Here is a 19,287-nt window from a genome sequence, read left to right as displayed (position 1 = left end):
TAAGTTCTGATAGACTTGCCGCCGAGTTGTCCCCCGGTATGTGGGACTGCTTTACAATCACCAGATGGGGATTTAACGGATGAAACTGAAAAACACCTTGGGCATTGCCATTGGTTCCTTTGTAGCCGCAACTTCGTTCGGTGCCCTGGCACAAGGCCAAGGCGCGGTCGAGGGTGAACTGTTCTACAAAAAACAGTACAACGACAGCGTCAAGCACGTAGAAGACGGTTACAACCCAGGCGCATCGATCGGTTACTTCCTGACCGACGACGTCTCGTTGAACCTGACCTACGACAAGACTAACCACACCCGTTCGAACGACGGCACTGGCAACCAGAAAATCAAAGGCGACAACTTTGGTCTGAACGCTCAGTACCACTTCGGCACCGTTGGTGACGCTCTGCGTCCTTACGTTTCCGGTGGTGTTGCTCACAAGAGCATGACCAACGTAGAAGCTGACGGCCACAGCGGTCGTGACCAGTCGACTTTCCTGACTGCTGGCGCTGGTGTTAAGTGGTACATCACTGACAACCTGTTTGCCCGTGCAGGCGTTGAAGCTGACTACAAACTGGACAACGGCAAGTGGGACTACGCGCCTACTGTTGGCCTGGGTGTAAACTTCGGCGGCAACGGCGGTAAAGTAGCGCCTGCTCCAGTTCCAGCTCCAGCACCAATCGCTGAGCCAGAACCAGAAGCTCCAATCGCTGAAGTGGTTAAGGTTGAGCTGGACGTTAAGTTCGACTTCGACAAGTCGGTTGTTAAATCGCAGTACATGCCTGACATCCGCAACGTTGCTGATTTCATGAAGCAGTACCCTGCGACCACCACTACTGTTGCTGGTTACACTGACAGCGTAGGTCCAGACGCCTACAACCAAAAACTGTCCGAGCGTCGTGCTAACGCCGTTCGTGCAGCTCTGGTTAACGACGGTGTTGAATCCGGTCGCGTAAACGCAGTGGGTTACGGCGAAGCCAACCCAGTTGCTTCGAACGCAACTGAAGAAGGCCGTGCTCTGAACCGTCGCGTAGAAGCTACCGTTCAAGCAGAAGCTAAGTAATTTTTAGCTAGCCTGTTCAGAAAAGCCCGGCTCAGGCCGGGCTTTTCTTTGTCTGCGATTTAGTCCCGATGTCTCAAGCCGAGCAGGCCTGAAACGGCGTCCCACACTTCCCTCGCGTCTTACCGCTCGGCACGGCTATAATCGCGCTCACTTTCAGCCGCCTTCCGAGACCATCGAGCCCATGTATAACCTGGCCCGCCAGTTGCTCTTCAAACTTTCCCCTGAAACCTCGCATGATCTGTCTCTGGATTTGATCGGAGCGGGCGGCCGTTTGGGGCTGAACAGTTTGCTGTGCAAGGCGCCAGCCAAGCTGCCCGTTAGCGTCATGGGGCTTGAGTTCCCTAATCCGGTAGGGTTGGCCGCAGGCCTGGATAAGAACGGGGCGGCGATTGATGGATTCGCCCAATTGGGGTTCGGGTTTGTGGAGATCGGCACCGTGACGCCGCGCCCTCAGCCCGGTAATCCCAAGCCGCGGATTTTTCGCTTGCCTGAAGCGCAGGCCATTATCAATCGCATGGGCTTCAACAATCTGGGGGTCGATCATTTGTTGACCCGTGTGCAGGCGGCCAAATACAGCGGGATCCTGGGTATCAACATCGGCAAGAATTTCGATACACCGGTTGAGCGGGCCGTTGATGACTATTTGATTTGCCTGGACAAGGTTTACGCTCACGCGAGCTACGTGACGGTCAACGTCAGTTCTCCGAATACTCCGGGTCTGCGCACGCTTCAGTTCGGCGATTCACTCAAGCAGCTTCTGGAGGCCTTACAGCTGCGTCAGAACGAGCTTACGCAGCGTCACGGCAAGCGTGTGCCGCTAGCGATCAAGATTGCACCTGACATGACAGATGAAGAAACCGTGCTCGTCGCGCGAGCCTTGCTGGAAACCGGCATGGATGCGGTGATCGCCACCAACACGACGTTGAGTCGCGTGGGTGTGGAGGGCATGGAGTATGGGGATGAGGCAGGCGGCCTGTCGGGTGCGCCCGTACGTGAAAAAAGCACCCATACCGTCAAGGTCCTGGCTGAAGAACTTGCTGGCCGGATGCCGATTATTGCGGCGGGCGGTATCACTGAAGGCAAGCATGCGGCTGAGAAAATCGAGGCAGGTGCCAGTTTGGTGCAGATTTATTCCGGCTTCATTTACAAAGGGCCAGCGCTGATTCGCGAATCAGTGGATGCCATTTCGGCCATCACCCGTCGATAAACACCCAATAAAAAGGGCTCCTTGAAGGAGCCCTTGGGCCGCAGCCCGCCGCCCGGATGGGACGACATGGTTAACGTGTTGCGTATTCGAGGTGATGTCGGAATGTGCCCAGAGTTAGCCGACGGCGTGAAGTTCGTTGAGTCTGTGGATGCCCGCAGTGCCTGTCATACCGTCCCAGTTGTCGCCGCGTCCTTCGCGCCAGCCATTAATCCATGCCTGGCGCACCGACGGTAGAGTAAAAGGGCAAAGCTCACGGGACTTTCCGTTAACGCCATATTGGTATCCGCGCAAGAAAGCTCTTTCCAACGGATCACGCTTAAGTCTTCTCATAGGGTATTGCCCTCACTTGTTGACTGTTTATATCGCGTCGACCTGACTCAGGTCGGGGCAGAGTGCTTCTGCCGTGGGTGGCTCGCTGCCGGCGTGGCGAGCATTTTTGTTATCACCTGCGCGGTGACAACCTGTGTTCAGTTCTAACCAATGTGGTTGGGTGTGTGAATGATCGTTTTGTCATAAGGACGTAACGATAGTGGTGTTCAGGCCATAAGAAAGGGAGGCCTTTTGCCCCTTTCTACGACCAAAGCCTGATCCTGCGAGTGTTTGCAAAGATGATGCGTTTCATTCTCCGCTGCGAATGACCGCCTTATTTGCTCGGGTACTATTCGACGAAGGGTCTGAATATGTCCCTTTGTTTCAAGATGAATGACCTGTCTCAGCGTCTAAACTCTTCATGCCTGCGGGCAAGGTTGGGCGCGGGGATGGACCGGCACAGTCTCGTGCCACGCGAGCGCTCTTCAAGAAAAGCGCTTGATTGAAAACGGAGCAGGCAATGCGTTGCCTCTTCACAGATAGCTAAAAGCTCAGGAATCCCATGTCGGATCGTTACGAACTCTTCCTTACCTGCCCGAAAGGCCTTGAAGGCTTGCTCCTTGAGGAGGCCACAGGCCTTGGCCTTGAGGACGCTCGCGAGCATACCTCGGCCATTCGTGGTACTGCAGATATGGAAACTGCCTACCGTCTGTGTCTCTGGTCGCGTCTTGCTAACCGCGTATTACTGGTACTTAAGCGCTTTCCGATGAAAGACGCCGAGGACCTCTATCACGGCGTGCTGGAGGTTGACTGGCAGGATCACATGGTGCCCGACGGCACCTTGGCGGTGGAGTTCAGCGGCCACGGCTCCGGCATCGACAACACCCATTTTGGTGCGTTGAAAGTCAAAGACGCCATTGTCGACAAATTGCGCACGCCGTCCGGCGAGCGTCCGTCGATCGACAAAATCAGCCCTGATTTGCGTATCCACCTGCGCCTGGATCGGGGTGAAGCCATTCTGTCGCTGGATCTGTCAGGCAGCAGCCTGCACCAGCGCGGCTATCGCTTGCAGCAAGGCGCTGCGCCGCTCAAGGAAAACCTTGCAGCAGCTATCCTGATTCGTGCGGGCTGGCCGCGCATGGCAGCTGAAGGCGCTGCGCTGGCTGACCCGATGTGCGGTGTGGGCACATTTTTGGTCGAGGGCGCGATGATTGCCGCCGACATGGCGCCTAACCTCAACCGCATTCATTGGGGGTTTGACGCCTGGCTCGGCCACGTACCGGCGATCTGGAAAAAACTTCACCAGCAAGCCACTGAGCGGGCTGAGGCGGGCATGTCAAAACCGCCATTGTGGATTCGGGGTTATGAAGCCGATCCGCGCCTGATCCAGCCTGCGCGCAACAACATCGAGCGTGCCGGTCTGAGTCACTGGATCAAAATTTACCAGGGTGAAGTTGCGACGTTCGAACCTCGCCCGGATCAGAACCAGAAAGGCCTGGTCATTTGTAACCCGCCATATGGCGAGCGCCTGGGCGATGAGGCGAGCCTGCTCTATCTCTACCAGAACCTGGGCGAGCGCCTGCGTCAGGCCTGTTTGAATTGGGAGGCGGCGGTGTTCACGGGCGCGCCTGACCTGGGCAAGCGCATGGGTATTCGCAGCCACAAACAGTATTCATTCTGGAACGGCGCCTTGCCGTGCAAGTTGCTGCTGATCAAGGTCGTGCCGGACCAATTCGTGACTGGTGAGCGTCGTACCCCTGAGCAGCGTCAGGCTGAGCGCGAGCAGGCTGAGTCCGATCTGCCGTCCAACATTGAAGCACCGGGTAAGTACGAAAAATTCAACAAGAACGGTAACCCGATCAAGCCGGTTCCCGTTGTGGTTGAGCAGCCGCGTCTGAGCGAAGGCGGGCAAATGTTCGCCAATCGTCTGCAAAAGAACCTCAAAGCCTTGGGCAAATGGGTCAAGCGCGAAGGCATCGATTGCTACCGTGTCTACGATGCAGACATGCCTGAATACTCGATGGCGATTGATCTGTACCATGACTGGGTGCACGTTCAGGAGTATGCAGCGCCCAAATCCATTGACCCGGAAAAAGCCTCGGCGCGCATGTTCGATGCGCTGGCGGCCATTCCTCAGGCATTGAACGTCGATAAAAGCCGTGTGATCGTCAAGCGGCGCGAGCGCCAGAGCGGGACCAAGCAATACGAGCGCCAAAGCGCGCAAGGCAAGTTCACCGAGGTCAATGAAGGCGGCGTGAAGCTGCTGGTCAACCTGACGGACTACCTGGATACCGGTCTGTTCCTCGACCACCGCCCGATGCGCATGCGGATTCAGCGCGAGGCGGCCGGCAAGCGTTTCCTGAACCTGTATTGCTACACCGCAACCGCGAGTGTTCACGCCGCTAAAGGGGGCGCGCGCAGCACCACGAGCGTGGATTTGTCCAAAACTTACCTGGACTGGGCGCGTCGTAATTTGTCGCTCAACGGTTTTTCAGACAAGAACCGTCTGGAGCAGGGCGATGTGATGGTATGGCTCGATGCATGCCGGGAAGAGTACGACCTGATCTTTATCGATCCGCCGACCTTTTCCAATTCCAAGCGCATGGAAGGCATCTTCGATGTCCAGCGTGACCACGTGCAATTGCTGGACCTGGCGATGGCGCGTCTGGCGCCCGGCGGTGTGTTGTACTTCTCCAACAACTTCCGCAAGTTCATCCTCGATGAGCACCTGGAAGCGCGTTACGCCGTCGAAGAAATCACTGCCAGTACGATTGATCCGGATTTTGCCCGCAACAGCAAGATTCACCGCGCCTGGAAAATCACGGCGCGTTGATCGCGCTCCTGTCATCCCGGGCTGCAGGCAGGGATGACAGAGGCCATACACAAAAACGCCCCGGCTCGAGTGAGTCGGGGCGTTTTTTATGGCTTCGTAAAAGCCTTATTGGGCGATTGAAATCGCACTGTTCGGCAGTTGCGGTTGACGATAAAGATCCAGCAGGACCTGGTCGAGGACGGCCGAGGCGCCCCATGGGCGTGGGTCATTGAGAATGGCCACCACGGCCCAGGTGTTGCCATTGCTATCACGGCTAAAGCCCGAGATCGCACGCACAGTGTTGAGAGTGCCGGTCTTGATGTGAGCCTGACCGTTCATGGCGGTGGTTTTCAGACGCTTGCGCATCGTGCCGTCCTTGCCAGCAATGGGCATGGAGCTGATGAACTCGGCGGCGTAGGGGCTTTTCCAGGCGGCCTGGAGCATTTGAGCCATTTCACGGGCGCTGACCCGCTCGGCACGAGACAGGCCTGAGCCGTTCTCCATCACCAGGTGCGGCGCCGTGATGCCTTTCTTGGCCAGCCACTGACGAACCACACGCTGGGCTGCTTTGGCGTCATCGCCGTCGGCATCCGTGCGGAACTGCGCACCCAGGCTCAGAAACAACTGCTGAGCCATGGTGTTGTTGCTGTACTTGTTGATGTCACGAATGATTTCAGCGAGGTCTGGCGAGAAGGCGCGGGCCAGGACTTTGGCGCTTTTGGGGACGGAACCCTGGCGATCTTGCCCCAGAATACTGCCGCCCAGCTCTTTCCAGATCGCGCGAACGGCGCCTGCGGTATACGTGGCGTGGTCAAGCAGCGACAGGTAGGTCTGCGAGTTGCAGCCATCGCCCAATTGACCCGTGACGGTAACGAGGACTGAGCCGTCCGGCTGCGGCACCGGGTTGTAACGCACGTCGCCCGTGCATTGCTTGGCGTTGACGGCTTTTACCTGATTGTCCACGCGGATGCTGGCAATCGGCGGCTCAACTGATATCAGGACCTTGCCTGAGTCGTTGCGTGCAACAAAGCGCAGCGCCTTGAGGTTGACCATCAGCGCGTCGGGCTTGACCAGGAAAGGCTTGTTCTTGTCATTGCCGTCGTCATCAAATACTGGCAATTGCGGTTGCTCGAAGAAGCTGCGGTCCAGCACCAGATCCCCGGTGACTTGTTGCACGCCATTGGCACGCAGGTCGCGCATCAATAGCCACAGCTTTTCCATGTTCAGCTTGGGGTCGCCGCCGCCTTTGAGATAGAGGTTGCCTTGCAGGATGCCGTTGCTCAGCGTGCCATCAGTGTAAAACTCGGTTTTCCACTGATGGGTAGGGCCGAGCATTTCCAGGGCTGCGTAGGTGGTGACCAGCTTCATGGTGGAGGCCGGGTTCATTGAGACATCAGCATTGAACACAGTCGGTACGCCGGGGCCGTTGAGCGGCAGCATCACCAGTGATAGTGCGTTGTTTTGCAATTTGTTGGTTTTGAGCGCCTGCTGAACCTTGGGCGAAAGAGTGGTGTTGACCGGGGCAGCGTTGGCCCCAAAGGCGAATGGCAGCATCAACCCGGCGAGTAGCAGTGGACGTAAAGACTTGATCATAAAAAGTAATACCCTGCAGGCGAGGGGGAAAAAATACGAGGGCATGATGAAAAATTCCCTCAATGGTCATGAAAGTGACGGCATTATGCCCCAAGGTGGTCAGTCTTGTGCATTGCCGTGATACACACGTGCATTGATTAAATGCACAAAACGATGAGCCGTCCACACTGAACCGGGCACGTACAGCTCGAAACTGGTAAAGTGCCGCCGTTATTACTTAAGAGGATTGTTCAATGGCTACTAATCGTTCCCAGCGTCTGCGCAAAAAGCTGTGCGTTGATGAATTTCAGGAGTTGGGTTTTGAGCTGAACCTGGATTTCAAAGAAGACCTGTCGGAAGAAGCTATCGACGCTTTCCTCGAAACGTTCTTGAAAGAAGCCATGGAAGCCAACGGCCTTGGTTATGTTGGCGGCGACGACTACGGTCTGGTGTGCCTGCAGAAGCGCGGTTCGGTCAGCGAAGAGCAGCGCGCAGCTGTTGAAGCCTGGCTGAAAGCTCGTCCAGAGCTGACCAGCGTTGAAGTGAGCCCGCTGCTCGACGTGTGGTACCCGGAAAAGCCTATCAATCCGGTAGCCTGATGTGATGCATGGAGGCAGCCTGTCTGGCTGCTTCCATGCGGCTGTTCTGCAAGATCTTCTGGCCCGTCCGGGCGACCGATACACATTCCTTGATTATTTTTTGCCTGCGCTCCTTGCCCCCCCGTGCGTGCGTTTTTTAGCCGTGTAGTCGAGGGCGAGACTGCTTAGCGCGTGGCTGTCTGCGTGCATGGGTGTGTCCGTCTCACCCATCACGCTTTCGGGAATGCAAAAAAAAAGGACAAGGGATGAGCTTGTCCTTTTATCGATTGGCAATCAGGGCATCAGTCGTAGATGACCTTTTTCTTCCAGTCCGCGTCAGCTTCGTCAGTTTTCAAGCCCTCGGTCAGTTCGTTGACCTCATCCTTTGTCGGCTCAAGCTTGGTAAGCACCAGCGAATTTGCACGCGCCAGTTGTTCTTCCATTTCCTTCAACGCGCTGCTGTACATGGCGGGTTCAGGTTGTTTGCGCAGGTACTGGGCGCCGCGCTCATAGGCAAGGCGTGCCTGCCCCGGCTGATTTTGCTGGAAGGCCAACTGCCCAAGGTTGTTGAAGAATTCGATGTGCAGCACGACCAGCAAATGGCGGATCTCTTTGATCCAGCGTTTGGCTTCGTTAGTAGGCAGAAAGCCATCTTGCACCGCGCGGGTGATTTGCCCGTGCAATGTTTCCAGCAAGAAACGCACATCCTTGGCCTTGGCTTCAGTCAGGATCGGGCCGGGCGGGTTATTGACGGGGATCGACTCGCCTTGGCCCACCAGTGCGTTCAGCTCGGCAATACGCGCCTTGACTGGCGCACTGTTCTTATCCAGATGCAGCAGGCGCTGGCAGGCATTGAGCTCCAGGCGTGTCAGCAAGTGCTTTAAGCCGGGCGACATCAATTGGCCGGGGAAGGTTTCGCTGACTTCGCTGCAACGACGAACGCGGTCAGTCAGTTCGACCTTCAGGCGCGCCTTTTCGAGTTTGTTGTTTTCCACCACATGGTTCATGTAACCGATGGCGATCAATAGGACGATCCCGGCTACTACAAGCAGGGTGATCATGGATGGTGTCAACGTGAAAACCTCTTTGGATAGTCAATGGGCTTTATTTTGGTGTCGCAAACAATCTTGAAGGTCAGAGCTCTCGTCTATAAAGAGGCAGATGTGTTGGATGTGGTACAGAGTGCCACTATTGTGCGCTGCCAACTATAACTCCTTGTAGGATGTCGGAATATAGGCGTCAGGACTTGGGCGCTAGACGGCGTAGGAAATGGCCTTAAGATTGGGGAAGTCATTGATTTCAATATATTTTCATATTGGGGTTGACGACTTCTAAAACCATCCCTAGAATGCGCGCCAATTGCAGCGTAAAGCACACAGCGAAACGCAGTAACCAGTGAAGTTGTAGCGTGTCCCCTTCGTCTAGTGGCCTAGGACACCGCCCTTTCACGGCGGTAACAGGGGTTCGAGTCCCCTAGGGGACGCCAATGCGGGAATAGCTCAGTTGGTAGAGCACGACCTTGCCAAGGTCGGGGTCGCGAGTTCGAGTCTCGTTTCCCGCTCCATTTTTAAGCAGCTTCGCTCTCGGGCGGGGTTGAGTGAAAGCCAAAACATTAGCTTCGGTCAATGTGATTGGCACTGAAACATGCAGCGTATGTTTCGGGCAACGTCCCCTTCGTCTAGTGGCCTAGGACACCGCCCTTTCACGGCGGTAACAGGGGTTCGAGTCCCCTAGGGGACGCCATTATTGCGGGAATAGCTCAGTTGGTAGAGCACGACCTTGCCAAGGTCGGGGTCGCGAGTTCGAGTCTCGTTTCCCGCTCCAAATTTTGTTTTCTGAAGTCAAGCAACATTCAGGAAGCATAAAAAGATCAGCTGAGGCTGATTTTTTTTGTGTCACCAGCAGCCTTGCCTTCGGGTGAGGTTGAGTGAAACGCCAGCGCAGCAATTGAGTTTGATGCGGCTGGCACTGAGACATACAACGTATGTTTTGGGCAACGTCCCCTTCGTCTAGTGGCCTAGGACACCGCCCTTTCACGGCGGTAACAGGGGTTCGAGTCCCCTAGGGGACGCCATTTTGCGGGAATAGCTCAGTTGGTAGAGCACGACCTTGCCAAGGTCGGGGTCGCGAGTTCGAGTCTCGTTTCCCGCTCCAAATTTTGTTTTTTGGAGCAACGCAGTTTCAAAAAACACATAAAAGCAGCCTACGGGCTGCTTTTTTTGTGCCTGCGATTTTTAGGCCGTGCTCAATCCGTGCGGCTTTGCACAATCACTCCCTGCGCCTCAACAACAGCCAAATACGTGTTCTTACCATTAAGCGTCACCGCCCGCTGGACGGTATGACTGCTAAGGTTGGACATATCCCCTTGTTCAGTCAGTACTGACCTGAACCTTGCGTCACCTTCGTTGTTCAAAACCATTAATGCTCCAATCACGCCGACACAACACAACAAGAGAATCCGTATGAACAATCTTAAAAAGTGGCTCAGTGGCTCGCTTCTGGCCTTTGGGATCGTTACGCAACCGGTGTGGGCACAAAGCCAGGCAACACCGGTTCATTTCGCAGATCTCACGTGGGAAAGCGGCAGTTTTATCACTGAGGTGCTGCGCCAGCTCACTGAAAAGGGCTACGGCGTCAGCACCGACACATTGCCAGGCAGCACTGTCAGCCTTGAAGCGGCGTTGGCTAAAAACGATATTCAGGTGATCGGCGAAGAGTGGGCCGGGCGCAGTCCGGTGTGGGTCAAGGCTGAAGCAGAAGGCAAGGTCTTCGGCCTGGGCGATATCGTGAAAAACGCCAGCGAAGGGTGGTGGGTACCGGAGTACGTTATTAAAGGCGATCCGAAAAAAGGGATCGAGCCCTTGGCGCCCGAGCTGAAGTCCGTCAGCGATCTGGCCCGTTACAAGGATGTATTCCGCGATCAGGAAGACCCGAGCCGCGGGCGCTTTCTCAACAGTCCCAGCGGCTGGACGTCTGAAACCGTTAACAGTCAAAAGCTCAAAGCCTACGGGCTGGATAAAGATTTTGTGAATTTCCGGACAGGTTCCGGGGCTGCGCTGGATGCCGAGATCAGTTCTTCGATCAAACGCGGCAAGCCGGTGCTGTTCTATTACTGGTCCCCGACACCTCTGATCGGGCGCTACCCGTTGATCAAGCTGGAAGAGCCTCCATTTGATGCCCAGGCCTGGAAAACCCTGACCGACGCGAACGATCCGAACCCCAAGGGCACGCGTTCGTTGCCTGCGAAATTGGCGATTGGCGTTTCTGCCCCCTTCAAATCCGAGTACCCGCAGTTGGTGCAGTTTTATGAGAAGGTCGACTTCCCGATCGACCTGCTGAATCAGACGCTGGCGCAAATGAGTGAAAAACGAACCGAACCGCGTAAGGCCGCGCAAGCCTTCCTGCGTGAACAGCCGCAGATTTGGGAGAAATGGGTAACCCCTGAGGCCGCCCAAAAAGTTAAATCGGCGTTATAAGCCGCTTATTTCTCAGAACAAGAGCCGTGCATGTTTCCTGAAAATCTGACGTTCTCCATCGCCGGTTGGGTCAACGATGGGGTCGATGCGCTGGTAAGCAATTATGGGGATGTGTTGCGCAACATCTCGGACACGTTGCTGTGGGCCATTATCCACCTTGAAAACCTGCTGCGTCTGACGCCGTGGTGGCTGATGCTGGCCATCGTCGGCGCCATTGCCTGGCATGCCACCCGCAAGATCATCAGTACGCTGTTAATCGTTGGCTTGCTGTTCCTGGTCGGTGCGGTCGGGCTTTGGGACAAGCTGATGCAGACCCTGGCGCTGATGATGGTGGCCACCGTGATTTCGGTGCTCGTCGGCATTCCCTTGGGCATTCTGGCGGCGCGCAGCAATCGTCTGCGGGCGGTGATGATGCCGTTGCTCGACATCATGCAAACCATGCCCAGTTTCGTTTACCTGATCCCGGTGCTGATGCTGTTCGGTCTGGGCAAAGTTCCGGCCATTTTCGCCACGGTCATTTATGCCGTACCTCCGTTGATCCGCCTCACCGATCTGGGCCTGCGCCAGGTGGATCGCGAAGTGATGGAGGCCATCAACGCATTTGGTGCCACCCCGTGGCAGCAACTGTTCGGCGTGCAATTGCCACTGGCCTTACCGAGCATCATGGCCGGGATCAATCAGACCACCATGATGGCGTTGTCGATGGTGGTGATCGCTTCCATGATCGGGGCCAGGGGATTGGGCGAGGATGTGCTGGTGGGCATTCAAACCCTCAACGTCGGCAAAGGACTGGAAGCAGGATTGGCCATTGTGATTCTCGCCGTGGTGATTGATCGCATTACTCAGGCTTATGGTCGGCCGCGGCACGGAGAGCGTAAATGAGCGCAGTGACCGAGAGCAAAATCGAAGTCCGTCATGTGTTCAAGGTCTTTGGCAACCGCGAAAAAGAGGTGCTGGCGCTGATTCGGGCGGGCAAAAGCAAGGATCAAGTCCTGGCCGAAACCGGCTGCGTCGTGGGTATCAATGATTTGTCGTTGTCGATCCAGGCGGGGGAGGTCTTCGTCATCATGGGCCTGTCCGGGTCGGGCAAGTCGACGCTGGTTCGCCACCTGAACCGTTTGGTCGACCCTACAAGCGGTCAGATCCTGGTCGATGGTGAAGATATTCTTCAGTACGACATGTCAGCCTTGCGTCACCTGCGCCGCCATAAAATCAGCATGGTGTTTCAGAATTTTGGCCTGTTGCCCCATCGCACTGTGTTGGAAAACGTGGCTTACGGGCTCAAGGTGCGTGGCGAAAACAAAGCGCAGTGCAATGAGCGCGCCCGGCACTGGATTGGCGTGGTGGGCTTGCAGGGTTATGAACAGGCGATGATTCATCAATTGTCGGGGGGCATGCGTCAGCGCGTGGGGCTGGCAAGGGCCTTGGCCACCGATACCGACATCATCCTGATGGACGAAGCCTTCAGCGCGCTCGATCCGTTGATCCGCGCCGAAATGCAGGACCAGTTGCTCGAGCTTCAGCGCACGCTGCAAAAAACCATTGTCTTCATTACCCACGATCTGGATGAGGCGCTGCGTATTGGCAACCGCATTGCGATTCTCAAGGACGGGCAATTGATACAGGTCGGGACGCCGCAGCAAATACTCAACGCGCCAGCGGATGAGTACGTCGATCGTTTTGTGCAACGTCGGCGCACAGAGGTGTAAACGACAAGTAACCCGCTACCGCAGTAGGCTGGTGTGCATTGCGTTTAATGAAAAGACAGTCCGGCCCCGGGCACAGCGCCGGGCGGACTGGCCTTTTCACGCCACCGCAATGGATGCTCTATGAAAACCCTCTCCACGACCCCCGGGTTATTGTCACGTTTCAAGGTTCTGGGCAGCTTCAATGCCCAACATTTTCCGCCGCGTCCCACGCTGTTCAGTGTGCTGGCCCGCCAACTCAATGAGGCGCTGGCCGAGAAGTACCCAAGCCTCGATCTTGATGTGACCGGTTTGCATATCGCTGAGCCTTGGCCAGTGGCGGCCGCCTTAATCACCCCCGAGAACGGCATGCCCCGGCACTATCGGCTGATCTCCCCGGTGGACATGCTGATCCAGAGTTACCTTGATGCGCGGCCAGTGACCCTGATTCAGGGGTTCCATCGTTTGACCGGCGACACCCGCGAGCGCGATCCCCACCCATTGCCTGTGCACATGGATGACGTGCAAACGGCCATCAATGAATGCGCTGCGTTGCTGATCGACATTTGGCAACACGCGCTGACGCTGTTTTGGAGTGTTGGCAACGGTGAGGGCAGATCGCCATTTCAATGGCTGAGCCATGTGCAGCAATGGGGGCTGCAATCGACGTTGGCCGACAACCTTTACGTACCTGCCCTGAGCAATGATCAGGCGGCTTCAATGGCGGTGGTGGCCAATTTTCCCGACAAGGACACACGCGTAAAAGGGACACAAGAGACGCCTTTACACGCCTGTCTGGTCAATATTCAGGCCTTGCAGGCGCAAGGTGTTGAGCGCTTCCAATTACCCGGTGTGATGCTTGTTACGCGGCAGATGAAGCAGCGCCTGCTGGTGCTCAGTTACTCGCTGGAATCAGGCATTGAAGTATTTGAGTCGCTGAATGATTACGCCACACGAATGGCCAGCCGCCTTCAGGACACCCTCGAACAACCCGTATTTGCATGGGCGTTGCACGAACCGTCAGGTGACTTTTTCACCGCACTTTCCTGCACCCTGCTGGATCAGCAGCTGCGCGTTGTGCAGGCGCTTGGCCAAACAGCCCGGCGCGAACACTGGAGTGCATTGCGTCTGGAACAAAAACTGGATGCTGCCGTGGGCATGTTCCCTTTGTTCAATGAGCAAGACCGTCCGTGGCTGGACCATGTCATGACGAAATTGCCAGCATGGCTCAAGCAAGCATCAGCGCAGCACCTGTTGGCCTACAGCAAGCTGATGATTGCCCAGGCCTTGTTTCAGCAGCAAGCGCAGGGGAAAACATTCCTGGACGGGATCGATGCCTTGCCGACATTTGCTGAGCAGCAAATCAGGCAACGGCTGGACAGGGATCACCCCGGCGCAGACATCGACATCGCCAGGGTCGAGATTCATGACCTGGGTGTCGAAGTGCTGACCTTGCCGATTTTTACCGACGACACGCTGCCCCTGACCGAGTTTGTCCTGAGCTATCGCGGCGGCTGGCCCGTCGGGCTTATTGGGGTTCAGGGGCGCGACGCCACCGTTTTGCCAGACTGGTTCACCGCAGATTATGCGCGACAGTTAGTGGACGAGCTGGATGTCGGCTCGCAGTACATTGCGCTGATCAAACGGTTGCTGATTGATGAACCAGATGAAGTCGCACGTCGTAAAACGTTGTTCAAATCCCAGCTGAGCGTGCAACTGCCGCTATTCGCCCTGGAAAAACTGATCAAGGGTGAAGCCGGGTTTACGCAACAGGGCTGGAACATCGTGAACGGCCTGATGCGCCCCGACGCACACGACACGCTGGAGAAAAGTGACCTCTGTGTGCGGCCGTTGGGGTTCATCGCCTATGAGGGGGCGTCAACGGATTATGTCGCCAACATGTTTGTACTGGGCCCGCGTCAGGTCGACACAGGCCCGTTTGTCCTCTATCAACCCTTCGCGCCCGAACCGTTGCAGGAGTGTGCAACATGGGCGGCGCTATTTGCGGCGATCAGCGACTCTGAAGACCTGAATTACAGCGTGCTGCAATGGCTCAACGATGATGCGCGCGACGTGTACGCTGACGCCGGGTTTGCCAGACCGCATCTGGAAGGGGTGTTGCTGGAAGGCTTCCTGGCGCTGTTACCACGCAGTCCAGCGATGTTGAGCACACAGGCTGTAGTGGGTAATTACTTTGACGCGCTGTTTGAGGCCAATGCCCAGGCATTGCTTTTATTGGCAGACAAACAGACCGTTACCGTTGCAGAGCGGCGTTGGCTGTTGGTTAAAAAAGCCGGTTGGGCCTTGTTTAATGGCCTCACGTTTTTCGTCAATGGGCCATTGCAGAAGGCTGCCTGGTTGCTCCAGACCTTGCTGAGCATTGATAGCACGCTGCATGCGCGTTTGAGGGGGGACAAAGAGGCCGCGTTGGAGTCAGTGATCGACCTGTTGCTCAACATCAGCCTGGCGTTATTGCAGGAAGGTCTGAATTTCAGGACGCTCGCCAATGACCGTCGGCGTTTGAAAGTGCCAGTCGATGAGCCGTTGTTCTCCCGCTATGAAGAACCCAATGCGCCCAGTGTAAAACCGGACAAGTTGCCGCTGATAACCCCTGAAAAACGGCCGGATCTGACCCCTTCGGCTGTTCAGGACTATTCGGCACTGGCGGTGTCCTGGTTCAGTCCATCGCAGCGCTTGACCGGCGCGCAACGTCTGGAACTCGAAACCTATGAAGTGCCAGTTGATCTGACCGATGCCACGCCGATTGAAGTAGGCGAATTGGCCGGCATCCTGACGTACCAAGGCGTGTCCTACGTGCGCATCGCTAACAAAACGTATTGCGTGGCGCGTGATGCTGAAGGCTTGCACATTCAAGATGTACAGCACGCCAACCGTCGGGGGCCTCGCTTGATGAAAGAGCCTTCCGGTCGTTGGCAACTGGATTTGCGGCTAGGTTTGAAAGGTGGCGGGCCTAAAGCGCGGATCAAGAAACTGCGTGATGAGAAACAAAAGAAAGTTAACGAACTGCTACAGCAGGCTGAAGTCCTCAAAGGCCAAATTAATGACAGTGAGCGCGTCCTGCACGTCACACAGGGGCTCATGGACACTGCGGTGGACCGTCGGGCAGCGTTTCTTGAGCGTTTCAGCGTTGAGTTTGAAAGCTGGCGGCTAAAGATGCACGACCTGATCAATCTCTTGGACAAAGCCGAAGCGATCTCGCCGTTGGAGTCGCGTGCAAAGCTACTCCATGAATGCTGGGTAAAGCTGACCCTGCAGCACTTCAAATTGCAGAACTACTATGAGCTGGAGCGCCAGGCCCTCCCGGTCTTCAACTCTCAAGAGGACTTTCTGGAAAAGTTGCTTGATGTGGCCAAACAGCTGACAGCCGGCTCTGTTAGTACGTATGAAACGTGGATTGAGAACCTGGAAAAAGCCCGCGATATCGAAGCCAAACTGTTTTACAACTCGGCGCTGGAAGTTGAAGCCCTCAGACACGTACATGGACGCCCTTTGCCCAAAGACAGTGCGCTGCGCGAGCTTAAGCATATGGAGGATCAGGAATACTTTGATCGTCATTGGTCGGCTGTGTATCTGGAAACCTTGTGTGAGCTGGTGATCCGCCGGGGCGGTGTCAACTTGTCCCCGGAAGAACAGCATGCGTTCAACTTCTTTGGCAGTGCGGCGCTGATTGATACGGCGTGGTCGCAACTGAGTTTGCGGATGGATAATCAACTGTACAGCGAAGATCACATTGCGCTGCTGGACCGCGCTATCGAGCAGTACTATGCAGCAGAAAGTGTGTGCGGGAACTTGATCAATCTGGAGTCCGAGCATTTTCGGAATGAGTACCTGGCGCCGATCATGCAGGTAGTCCGGCACTTGAGAGTGTTTGCAGAATCCCAGCTAGAAAAAGTTATTCGCGACTCCGAGAGCTCATCTTCAGAATACGAAGAGCCGCGACCGGGGCCTAGCCGATTGGCGTATGCGGCACTCAGTAAAAAGCAGGCGACATCCGGAGCGCCACAACGGGTGATTAAGACCACCACCCATCAGGTATTGGTCGGCGCCCCGCGCGAATCATCCGCGGGTCAATCTGGCGGCGTGGTGGATGTGACCGAAGGCTTTGGCAGGCTGTCCGTTCACACCTATAAGCAGGTCGAGAGTGGTGTCTGGGAGGAAATCACTCAACTGCGGCCGGCTGTGCAACTGGCCACTCAGGCCAGAAACCTCTCGCGGCTCGAAGCCGACGGTCGACGCTTGCTGGCCAAGGTCGACAGTGCGATTGAAACCAGCCGTTCCAGCGCCATGACTTCAAAAATCCCCGTCGAAATCGAAGAAATTCTGGAATTCAAAGGCAAGAGCCTTGATGAGGTGGCGGTGCAGATCGACCGGATTGTGACGGGCGTCAGCACTGAACCGGAAACCCTGAGCGAAACGCGCAAACAGGCAGCCCGGGCACTGAGCGAACAATTGAAGGCAGAGGCCATCAAGTTGCGCGCGTTGGGTAAAAGTTTGCGAATCAGCATGATCAAGCGCCTCCCGCCGACGGGCCCCAATGTGGAGTATTTGAATACGCAGGGAGAAATCAGGATTCGGCGCCTGGGTGAGCGCAAGTTCTTGTCCCGCGGCCAGCGCAAGGATTACCTGCAGGAATACGCCATCGACGACAAACAGGGGGCAGCGCTGTGGTACGCGCACTTTCATTACAAAGCGCTCGATACCCCGACGGCTGCGTTCGATGTGGCGCATCTCAAAACGGCAGCCCAGCGGCGGTTGAGTGAACAGGCGCTGTATTCAAAGGCCGGGACCTCGCAAGAAGTGATTGAGGTGTACCGCGCCAAACTGGATACGGCATTGGCCCAGCGGCTGTTCCTGTTGATCCCTTAATGGCGGGCTCTTATTGCACGTCGTAGCGAACGGTGAGCACGCCTTTCTTTTCTTTGATCGACAGGATGGGCACTGTCTTCAATTGCTTCAACGAGCTGACATGGGTGCCAGCGCATGGGTGGGTGGGCAGTTCACCGAAGCCGATGAAACGCTGGTCGCCTTCCATGTGCGTCATCCGCGGCAAGTCTGCGTCGATCCATCGCTGCAGTTGCTCCTCGACCTGTTGCGCCTGCAGCGGCTGAGGGGCGTTGCCCGGGACGAAGCTGACCCGGCATTCACCGGGCCAATGATGCGCTTTGCTGGGGATCCAGCCTGCGCGTTCGCCACAGACGCCGATCAAATGACCGGCCGAATGCAGGCGGGTATTCAAAAGGCGCCGCGTCGCATCGACTCGGGCCTGGTTTTTACCTGTTTGCACTGCGGCGTTGACCACATGCACCAAGTGCTCGACATCATGGAAGACCTTGATCACTTCGCTGTCCCCAATCCAGCCCGTGTCGCTGGGCTGCCCGCCACCCTGGGGGTGAAAAGGGGTGCGACTCAACACCACCGCAAATCCATCGTCACACGGCGCACAACTGAGCACATCGACCTGAGCGGTGAGTCCATCTTCGGTAAAAAACAGGCGTGGGGTCATGGGGAGGTTCCTGAGAAACAAGTTTTTAAAGTATAAGGACGTCACCTTGGCGTGATAATCCCTTCAACTTTCAATGGACCTGTGCGCTGTGAGCATAAATCTACCGTTGTCCTTATTGGCCGAAATGGCGATTTTCGTGAAGGTGGTCGAGGCCGGGAATTTTTCTGAAGCGGCGCGGCAACTGGGCACCTCGCCCTCTGCGGTGAGCCGCAGCATTGCCCGGCTGGAAAAGGCATTGGCCATCCGTTTGTTGCAGCGCACCACCCGCAAACTGCGTCTGAGCGATGGCGGGGAGGAGGTGTATAAGCGCTGCCGGGATGTGGTGGGCGCGGCGCAATCGGTCATGGAAGTCAGTGGACGGTTTACCCAAGAGGCTGAAGGTCTGGTGCGCGTGAGCGTCCCCAAGGCCATCGGCCGCTACGTCATCCACCCGCATATGCCCGAGTTCCTGCGCCGCTTCCCGCACGTGGATGTGCAGTTGGTGCTTGAAGACCGCTATGTGGATTTGATTGATGGCAACGTCGACTTGAGCATTCGCGTCACTGACCAGCCCGCGCCGGGCTTGGCGGGGCGGCAATTGTGTGTGATCGAGCAACTGCTGTGCGCAACCCCTCAGTACCTGGCCTCGAACGGCGTCCCGCAACAGCCCGAAGATCTGCGCCATCACAGCTGTATTTGCCTGGGCGAGACTCCGGCCGATGCACGGTGGAAGTTCAAGCAGGGCAGCGTATCCGCTGTGGTGGGGGTGAAGGGGCGGTATGCCGCCAATCACACGGGCGTTCGGCTGGATGCGGTGTTGCAGCACATCGGAATTGGCAGCCTGCCGTACTTCACGGCGCGTCAGGCACTGGAGCAAGGGCGCATCGTTCAGGTGTTGCCCGAGTGGGACTTTATTGCGTCTTACCACGGTGGCGTGTGGCTGCTGTACGAGCCGACCCGTTATCTGCCGCCGAAATTGCGGGTGTTTATCGACTTTCTGGTTGAACGGCTGGCGCAAGAAGCGAGTCGGCCGCAGTCAGCCTCTAGTCCGGACGCGAGCACTGCCTAAGCGCCACACCCGCCGTGAC

The 19,287-nt window shown here is 56.4% G+C and carries 13 protein-coding genes and 6 tRNA genes; 15 read left to right on the top strand and 4 right to left on the bottom strand.

The window, feature by feature from the left end:
- The first annotated feature begins 79 nt into the window (after positions 1–79).
- A complete protein-coding gene (locus tag TU74_RS11105; RefSeq protein WP_047294782.1) occupies positions 80–1,057 on the top strand; it encodes an OmpA family protein in 978 nt (325 codons plus the stop codon).
- Positions 1,058–1,238: 181 nt separating this feature from the next.
- On the top strand, positions 1,239–2,264 hold the full coding sequence (locus TU74_RS11100; protein WP_048376481.1) for a quinone-dependent dihydroorotate dehydrogenase: 1,026 nt from the start codon (positions 1,239–1,241) through the stop codon (positions 2,262–2,264).
- A gap of 114 nt (positions 2,265–2,378) precedes the next feature.
- Here the strand turns inward: TU74_RS11100 and rmf are convergent, their stop codons facing one another.
- The gene (gene rmf / locus TU74_RS23445) at positions 2,379–2,594 is read right to left on the bottom strand and encodes a ribosome modulation factor (RefSeq protein ID WP_010448881.1); all 216 of its coding nucleotides are present in this window, start codon (positions 2,592–2,594) and stop codon (positions 2,379–2,381) included.
- 541 nt (positions 2,595–3,135) lie between these two features.
- Between rmf and rlmKL the strand changes: the two genes are divergently transcribed.
- Positions 3,136–5,406, top strand: coding sequence for a bifunctional 23S rRNA (guanine(2069)-N(7))-methyltransferase RlmK/23S rRNA (guanine(2445)-N(2))-methyltransferase RlmL (gene rlmKL, locus TU74_RS11090; RefSeq protein WP_047282857.1), 2,271 nt, complete (start codon positions 3,136–3,138; stop codon positions 5,404–5,406).
- A gap of 105 nt (positions 5,407–5,511) precedes the next feature.
- On the opposite strand, the gene dacB is transcribed toward rlmKL, so the two are convergent.
- The gene (gene dacB / locus TU74_RS11085) at positions 5,512–6,978 is read right to left on the bottom strand and encodes a D-alanyl-D-alanine carboxypeptidase/D-alanyl-D-alanine endopeptidase (RefSeq protein ID WP_047276292.1); all 1,467 of its coding nucleotides are present in this window, start codon (positions 6,976–6,978) and stop codon (positions 5,512–5,514) included.
- 233 nt (positions 6,979–7,211) lie between these two features.
- Here dacB and TU74_RS11080 point away from each other — a divergent pair, with 233 nt between their 5' ends.
- Entirely contained in the window at positions 7,212–7,556 is a 345-nt protein-coding gene (locus tag TU74_RS11080) for a YggL family protein (RefSeq protein WP_048376479.1), read from the top strand.
- 281 nt (positions 7,557–7,837) lie between these two features.
- On the opposite strand, the gene TU74_RS11075 is transcribed toward TU74_RS11080, so the two are convergent.
- Positions 7,838–8,596: a hypothetical protein gene (locus tag TU74_RS11075; protein ID WP_047276289.1), complete on the bottom strand. Its 759-nt coding sequence runs from the start codon at positions 8,594–8,596 to the stop codon at positions 7,838–7,840.
- Between the two features lie 349 nt (positions 8,597–8,945).
- Here TU74_RS11075 and TU74_RS11070 point away from each other — a divergent pair.
- The 10 genes from TU74_RS11070 to TU74_RS11025 all read left to right on the top strand — a co-directional run bounded on the left by TU74_RS11070 (position 8,946) and on the right by TU74_RS11025 (position 17,583).
- Positions 8,946–9,021, top strand: a tRNA-Glu gene (locus TU74_RS11070).
- 2 nt (positions 9,022–9,023) lie between these two features.
- Positions 9,024–9,099 (top strand) — tRNA-Gly (locus tag TU74_RS11065).
- A gap of 103 nt (positions 9,100–9,202) precedes the next feature.
- Positions 9,203–9,278: transfer RNA gene (locus TU74_RS11060), tRNA-Glu, on the top strand.
- A 5-nt stretch (positions 9,279–9,283) separates the two neighbouring features.
- A tRNA-Gly gene (locus TU74_RS11055) sits at positions 9,284–9,359 on the top strand.
- A gap of 174 nt (positions 9,360–9,533) precedes the next feature.
- Positions 9,534–9,609: transfer RNA gene (locus TU74_RS11050), tRNA-Glu, on the top strand.
- Positions 9,610–9,613: 4 nt separating this feature from the next.
- Positions 9,614–9,689, top strand: a tRNA-Gly gene (locus TU74_RS11045).
- A 308-nt stretch (positions 9,690–9,997) separates the two neighbouring features.
- Complete coding sequence (locus TU74_RS11040) at positions 9,998–11,011, top strand: ABC transporter substrate-binding protein (RefSeq protein WP_048376477.1); 1,014 nt, start codon at positions 9,998–10,000, stop codon at positions 11,009–11,011.
- A gap of 30 nt (positions 11,012–11,041) precedes the next feature.
- Positions 11,042–11,893, top strand: coding sequence for an ABC transporter permease (locus tag TU74_RS11035; RefSeq protein WP_047276285.1), 852 nt, complete (start codon positions 11,042–11,044; stop codon positions 11,891–11,893).
- Positions 11,890–12,720 carry a quaternary amine ABC transporter ATP-binding protein gene (locus TU74_RS11030; protein ID WP_052959414.1) on the top strand — a complete coding sequence of 277 codons (831 nt, stop codon included), beginning with the start codon at positions 11,890–11,892 and terminating at the stop codon, positions 12,718–12,720. Before TU74_RS11035 ends, TU74_RS11030 begins: the two co-directional genes overlap by 4 nt.
- Positions 12,721–12,840: 120 nt before the next feature.
- A complete protein-coding gene (locus tag TU74_RS11025; protein ID WP_048376476.1) occupies positions 12,841–17,583 on the top strand; it encodes a dermonecrotic toxin domain-containing protein in 4,743 nt (1,580 codons plus the stop codon).
- 10 nt (positions 17,584–17,593) lie between these two features.
- Here TU74_RS11025 and TU74_RS11020 read toward each other — a convergent pair whose 3' ends face one another.
- The gene (locus tag TU74_RS11020; protein WP_048376474.1) at positions 17,594–18,220 is read right to left on the bottom strand and encodes a serine-tRNA(Ala) deacylase AlaX; all 627 of its coding nucleotides are present in this window, start codon (positions 18,218–18,220) and stop codon (positions 17,594–17,596) included.
- A gap of 88 nt (positions 18,221–18,308) precedes the next feature.
- Here TU74_RS11020 and TU74_RS11015 point away from each other — a divergent pair, with 88 nt between their 5' ends.
- Positions 18,309–19,268 (top strand): LysR family transcriptional regulator, encoded by a 960-nt coding sequence (locus tag TU74_RS11015; protein ID WP_047294880.1) that lies wholly within the window; start codon positions 18,309–18,311, stop codon positions 19,266–19,268.
- Positions 19,269–19,287 lie beyond the last annotated feature (19 nt).

The sequence above is a fragment of the Pseudomonas lundensis genome (assembly GCF_001042985.1).
Taxonomy (GTDB): Bacteria; Pseudomonadota; Gammaproteobacteria; order Pseudomonadales; family Pseudomonadaceae; genus Aquipseudomonas; species Aquipseudomonas lundensis.
This window is presented reverse-complemented; position numbering and strand designations above follow the sequence as displayed.

What these genes read in the sequence shown, in the direction of transcription:
- TU74_RS11105 (WP_047294782.1), top strand. Translation starts at nt 80, where the DNA reads ATGAAACTGAAAAACACCTTGGGCATTGCCATTGGTTCCTTTGTAGCC.
- TU74_RS11100 (WP_048376481.1), top strand. Translation starts at nt 1,239, where the DNA reads ATGTATAACCTGGCCCGCCAGTTGCTCTTCAAACTTTCCCCTGAAACC.
- rmf (WP_010448881.1), bottom strand. Translation starts at nt 2,594, where the DNA reads ATGAGAAGACTTAAGCGTGATCCGTTGGAAAGAGCTTTCTTGCGCGGA.
- rlmKL (WP_047282857.1), top strand. Translation starts at nt 3,136, where the DNA reads ATGTCGGATCGTTACGAACTCTTCCTTACCTGCCCGAAAGGCCTTGAA.
- dacB (WP_047276292.1), bottom strand. Translation starts at nt 6,978, where the DNA reads ATGATCAAGTCTTTACGTCCACTGCTACTCGCCGGGTTGATGCTGCCA.
- TU74_RS11080 (WP_048376479.1), top strand. Translation starts at nt 7,212, where the DNA reads ATGGCTACTAATCGTTCCCAGCGTCTGCGCAAAAAGCTGTGCGTTGAT.
- TU74_RS11075 (WP_047276289.1), bottom strand. Translation starts at nt 8,596, where the DNA reads ATGATCACCCTGCTTGTAGTAGCCGGGATCGTCCTATTGATCGCCATC.
- TU74_RS11040 (WP_048376477.1), top strand. Translation starts at nt 9,998, where the DNA reads ATGAACAATCTTAAAAAGTGGCTCAGTGGCTCGCTTCTGGCCTTTGGG.
- TU74_RS11035 (WP_047276285.1), top strand. Translation starts at nt 11,042, where the DNA reads ATGTTTCCTGAAAATCTGACGTTCTCCATCGCCGGTTGGGTCAACGAT.
- TU74_RS11030 (WP_052959414.1), top strand. Translation starts at nt 11,890, where the DNA reads ATGAGCGCAGTGACCGAGAGCAAAATCGAAGTCCGTCATGTGTTCAAG.
- TU74_RS11025 (WP_048376476.1), top strand. Translation starts at nt 12,841, where the DNA reads ATGAAAACCCTCTCCACGACCCCCGGGTTATTGTCACGTTTCAAGGTT.
- TU74_RS11020 (WP_048376474.1), bottom strand. Translation starts at nt 18,220, where the DNA reads ATGACCCCACGCCTGTTTTTTACCGAAGATGGACTCACCGCTCAGGTC.